This window comes from Alloscardovia omnicolens DSM 21503 (genome assembly GCF_000420505.1).
Lineage (GTDB): Bacteria > Actinomycetota > Actinomycetes > Actinomycetales > Bifidobacteriaceae > Alloscardovia > Alloscardovia omnicolens.
The window spans coordinates 1-4,663 of the sequence record NZ_ATVB01000033.1; the positions used below are offsets into that span (position 1 = coordinate 1).

4 protein-coding genes and 1 rRNA gene are annotated in these 4,663 nt (G+C 52.3%); 4 read left to right on the plus strand and 1 reads right to left on the minus strand.

The window, feature by feature from the left end; all coding sequences use genetic code 11:
• Positions 1 to 214 precede the first annotated feature (214 nt).
• A 5S ribosomal RNA gene (gene rrf / locus G464_RS0108110) occupies positions 215 to 332 on the plus strand.
• A gap of 112 nt (positions 333 to 444) precedes the next feature.
• Here the strand turns inward: rrf and G464_RS0108115 are convergent.
• Positions 445 to 1,170 (minus strand): FadR/GntR family transcriptional regulator, encoded by a 726-nt coding sequence (locus G464_RS0108115; protein WP_021617508.1) that lies wholly within the window; start codon positions 1,168 to 1,170, stop codon positions 445 to 447.
• Positions 1,171 to 1,344: 174 nt separating this feature from the next.
• Between G464_RS0108115 and G464_RS0108120 the strand changes: the two genes are divergently transcribed.
• The 3 genes from G464_RS0108120 to gnd all read left to right on the plus strand — a co-directional run bounded on the left by G464_RS0108120 (position 1,345) and on the right by gnd (position 4,236).
• Positions 1,345 to 1,860, plus strand: a complete 516-nt coding sequence (locus tag G464_RS0108120) for a gluconokinase (protein WP_021617507.1) — start codon at positions 1,345 to 1,347, stop codon at positions 1,858 to 1,860.
• A 48-nt stretch (positions 1,861 to 1,908) separates the two neighbouring features.
• On the plus strand, positions 1,909 to 3,249 hold the full coding sequence (locus G464_RS0108125) for a GntP family permease (RefSeq protein WP_021617506.1): 1,341 nt from the start codon (positions 1,909 to 1,911) through the stop codon (positions 3,247 to 3,249).
• 114 nt (positions 3,250 to 3,363) lie between these two features.
• The gene (gnd, locus tag G464_RS0108130; protein WP_022857431.1) at positions 3,364 to 4,236 is read left to right on the plus strand and encodes a phosphogluconate dehydrogenase (NAD(+)-dependent, decarboxylating); all 873 of its coding nucleotides are present in this window, start codon (positions 3,364 to 3,366) and stop codon (positions 4,234 to 4,236) included.
• Positions 4,237 to 4,663: the final 427 nt, after the last annotated feature.

A 4,663-nucleotide genomic window follows, 5' to 3' on the forward strand; every position in this document is an offset into this window, starting at 1 on the left:
CGGGTGTGGAAGCGTGGTAACACGTGGAGCTGACTGGTACTAATAGTCGAAGACAATAACACACCATAATTTTTTATGGTTTTGGTTAAACATTGAATACTCTTCCTTGCAACAAGGAACATTAAATCTGCGTACAAAACGATTCGCGTCTGCTAGCCGGTCCCCAAACCAACACGAGCCTCGTGTCGGTGGATACGAGGATAATTAAAGATTTTGCGGTGGTCATGGCCTAGGGGAAACGCCCAGTCTCCATTTCGAACCTGGAAGCTAAGACCTAGCACGGTGATGGTACTGCACTCGATAGGGTGTGGGAGAGTAACAAACCGCCGCAACAACACTTATGGAGGGGTTGCACCATGAACGGTGCAACCCCTCCAACTTTTATAAGCATAAATATAGGCCGGGCACTGCACACGTAGCAGAATAGCCCGGCCTTTTCGCGTTTTACATAGCAGTCAAACCAATAGCAGTATTCACTTCGGAAACGATGTCGTACATCGCCTCATACGCGGCGTGCGCATCTCCCGCAACAACTGCCTGTGCAACCTTCTCGTGCGCGCTCAAAGCGGACTCTTCCGGGTGCTGCGGGTACATGTTAATCTCAACGCGTCCACGCAAAACAGTGGCAACAGTCGAACTCAGCTCAGCGAAAATCGGATTGCCACAGTTCCTCAGTAAGCCAGCGTGAAACTCAATATCAAGAGCGTGGAAATCGTCCAAACGGTCTTCTCTCGCGGCCCGAATCAAATCATGACCAATCACGCCAATATGTGTGCGCGCCTCAACTGTACCTCGCGAGGCACAGCCAGCAGCCGCGGCCGGCTCAACGGCCAAACGCAACTCGGTAAGATCTCTCAGCTCAGCCCGTCGCAAATTCGAATGCAGCTTCCACGTAATAACACGCGTATTCAAATCGTCCCAATCATAAGGGCCACAAGCGATAACACCCGTACCGCGCTGGAACTGCACGCAGCGCAAAGACGCCAGCAGGCGCGTGGCCTCGCGCGCAACCGTGCGCGAAATATCGTACTGCTCCTGAATCTGCTCGAGCTTCTTATTGCTGCCCGGCTGCCAGGAACCGTCAAGGATTTCGTGGGCCAAAGCGTCCGCGATAGACAGATGAAGCGGATTATTGCTCGCATCCGAAATTTCCGCAGACGTACGTGCCATTGCAACCTCCCAACTGATGAACACAAGCTATGTTCAATATGGTACTGTACATTGCGCCGAACTGTTGTAACCCAGGTAACACAAAAAATTCACCTCCAAAGACTCCCAAAGAATTGACAAAGAGTCTTTGCGCGCGCTACACTAGATACCGTCATTGATTTCAAAGGAGTGATTATGGCAATTCACATCGTCGTTATGGGTGTTGCAGGATGCGGCAAGTCAACTGTTGTAGAAGCTATTCGCGATCAGCTGGGCTATACGCTGGCTGAGGGAGACGATTTCCATCCGCAGGCCAATATCGACAAAATGTCCGCCGGCATTCCACTGACCGATGAAGATCGTTGGCCATGGTTGGATGTTATTAACCGTTGGATGGTTGCGCGCGAAGCTCTGGGCGAGAACACAGTAGTATCGAGCTCGGCTCTCAAGCGCTCGTATCGTGAAACACTGTCCAAAGACCTCAACGTGCACTTCCTGCACCTGAGCGGTTCGCAGGAGCTCATCCAGGAGCGTCTGTCTGCGCGCGCTGGTCACTTTATGCCTCCATCTCTCCTGCCAAGCCAGTTCGCTATCTTGGAACCGCTCGCAGCCGACGAGAATGGTGAAGAAATTAGCATCGAAGGCGATATTAGCGATGTCGTCGCTCGCGCGATTGAAGCAGTAAAGAAGTACGAAAGTGCCCAGAAGTAAAAGAAGTAAAGACCCAAAACCCAGTATTCATACATCAAGGAGGATTTTATGAATACCCTCATCCTCGCAGCAGTGCTCGGTATTGCACTGATCGTCGTTCTTATTGCCGTGGTTAAACTGCATCCATTCCTCTCACTGCTCATCGGCGCCGCAGCCACCGCTATGATCGCGGGCGTTCCGTACAACGAAAGCCTCAACAGCTTCACCACCGGTGTGGGCGGCACGGTCTCCAGCGTAGGCCTGCTTATTGCACTGGGCGGCATCATCGGTATTTTGCTCACCCGCTCGGGCGGTGCGGACGTTATCGTGGACACGATTCTTAAGTCCGCTCCACAAAACAAGCTCGCATGGGCAATGGCTTTTAGCGCCTTTATCGTGGGTATCCCGCTCTTCTTCGAAGTGGGCGTGGTTATTCTTATTCCAATTGTTCTGCTCGTTGCTCGCCGCGCGAAGATGCCCGTTATTGCTTTGGGTATTCCAGCTCTCGCAGGTCTGTCTGCGCTGCACGCTTTCGTGCCACCTCATCCTGGCCCGCTCGTCGCGATTGACGCTTTGGGCGCTAACCTCGGTTTAACGCTCGGTCTCGGTTTGATTGTTGCTATTCCTGTGGTTATTATTTCCGGTCCGCTTATGGCTCGCTGGATGGTTAAGATGGTTCCGATTATGGCGCCGGAAGAAGATACTGTTAAGAGCCAGGACGCTCCAGAAGGTAAGCCAAGTTTCTTTGAGGCTATTAGCGTTATTCTTTTGCCAGTAGTTTTGATGCTTGCTGCCAGCATTGTCGATGTGCTTGGCGCGCAGAAAACCGCTGTCGGTAAGGCCATCGTATGGATTGGTACGCCGCTCGAAGCGCTGACTATTACCACGTTCTTCGCTATGGGTCTGCTCGCTTTCCGCGCTCGCTGGAAGCGTGACACTTTAAGCTCGATCGTTGGCTCCGCTTTCGGTTCGATTGCAGGTATTTTGCTGATTGTGGCTGCAGGCGGCGGCTTTAAGCAAACCCTCGTCGACTCCGGTATTGGCGATGTTATTGCACAGGGCATTACGCAGGCAAACCTTAATCCATTTATTGCCGGCTGGCTCGTAGCAGTTCTGATTCGTTTAGCTACCGGCTCGGCAACCGTTGCCACCGTAACCGCTTCCGGTATCGTCGCGCCTTTGGCAGCACACCTGAACCCAGTAGAGCTCTCTCTGCTCGTTCTCGCTATCGGCGCCGGCTCCATCTTCCTCTCTCACGTGAACGACGCTGGCTTCTGGCTGGTTAAGGAATACTTCGGCATGACCGTCGGTCAAACCTTTAAAACCTGGTCTCTCATGGAAACGGTTCTCTCGGTCTCCGGCCTGATTGTCGTTCTTATCGTATCGCTGTTCGTGCCGCTCATCTCATAACGCATGCGCAGAGCAAAAAATCAGTCAGAAAAATCACAAAACAGGCGAAAACGTTTTATTTTCGCGCGAAACAGCGTAATAATCGCACACTTACATGATTGAAAGGATTTAGAAATGCAGCTGGGAGTTATTGGTTTAGGACGTATGGGCGGAAACATGGTCAAGCGTTTGCGCGCGGACGGTCATGAGGTTATCGGTTTCGACCTGAGCCTGCAGTCCGGTCGCGACGTTGATTCGCTCGAAGCGCTCGTGTCTGCGCTCGCCGCTCCTCGCGTCGTTTGGATTATGGTGCCAGCAGGCGCGCCAACCGATGCAACCGTCGATCAGCTTGCCGAGCTGCTCGAAGAGGGCGATTTGGTGATTGACGGCGGCAACACCCGCTACACCGACGATCAGCGTCACGAGCAGCAGCTGAGCGCGAAGGGCATTCACTTTATGGATGTGGGTGTATCCGGCGGCGTGTGGGGTGCTGAGCGCGGTTACGCGTTGATGGCCGGCGGTAGCCTTGCTGATTATGAGCGCGCTCTGCCTATTTTTGAGAGCTTGAAGCCAGAAGGTGAGGACGGTTTGGTTCTCGCAGGATCTGTAGGCGGCGGTCACTTCGCCAAGATGGTGCACAACGGTATCGAATACGGTATGATGCAGGCTTTCGGAGAGGGCTTCGAAACCATGATGCGCTCGGATTTGATTGAGAACCCAGCAGCTGTGATGACCTCGTGGCGTCAGGGTTCGGTTGTGCAGTCGTGGCTGCTTGACCTGTTTGCTCGCGCAGCTCAGGATGACCCAGACTTGCACAATATGCCTCCAGTGGCCAACGAGTCTGGTGAAGCAAAGTGGATGATTGAAGCTGCTTTGGAGTTGGGTGTGCCAACGCCAGCAACAGCATCTGCACTGTGGGCGCGTCAGACCTCGCGCGGCGCTGGTGAAGATACTTTGCGCGTGGTTTCCTCCTTGCGCGCGCAGTTTGGTGGCCACGTAACGAAGTAGGTGATTGGTAAGAAAAGCTTGTAAGGCATTTTGGTTCTTTGTCCATAATTCTTCCCTGAAATGCTTTACTTCGGATAGTGTCGCACGTTACCCCGTGGCTGTGGGGTGGTGTGCGACACGCCGTTGAGGGGTTGTGTTTGTTGGGTTGTGGGTGTGTGGGTTGCGTGGTGTGGTGTGGTGGTGTATTGTTTTTATTCGCTGCCTGATGCGGCTGATTCCTCTTTGGTTTGGGGTTTTGGTTGGTTTGTGTTGTGGTGGTTTGAGAACTCAAGAGCGTGTTTTGTACTACTTTTTATGTTTTGATAATGCCAGTGACAGCTGAATGATTTTGTTGTTTGGTTGTTTTTTGTGCGTTGAATGCTTTATTTTTTGTAGAGTGTTTTTCGTTATTTTTCTTTTATTTTGTGAGTCATTTATTGTGATTCTT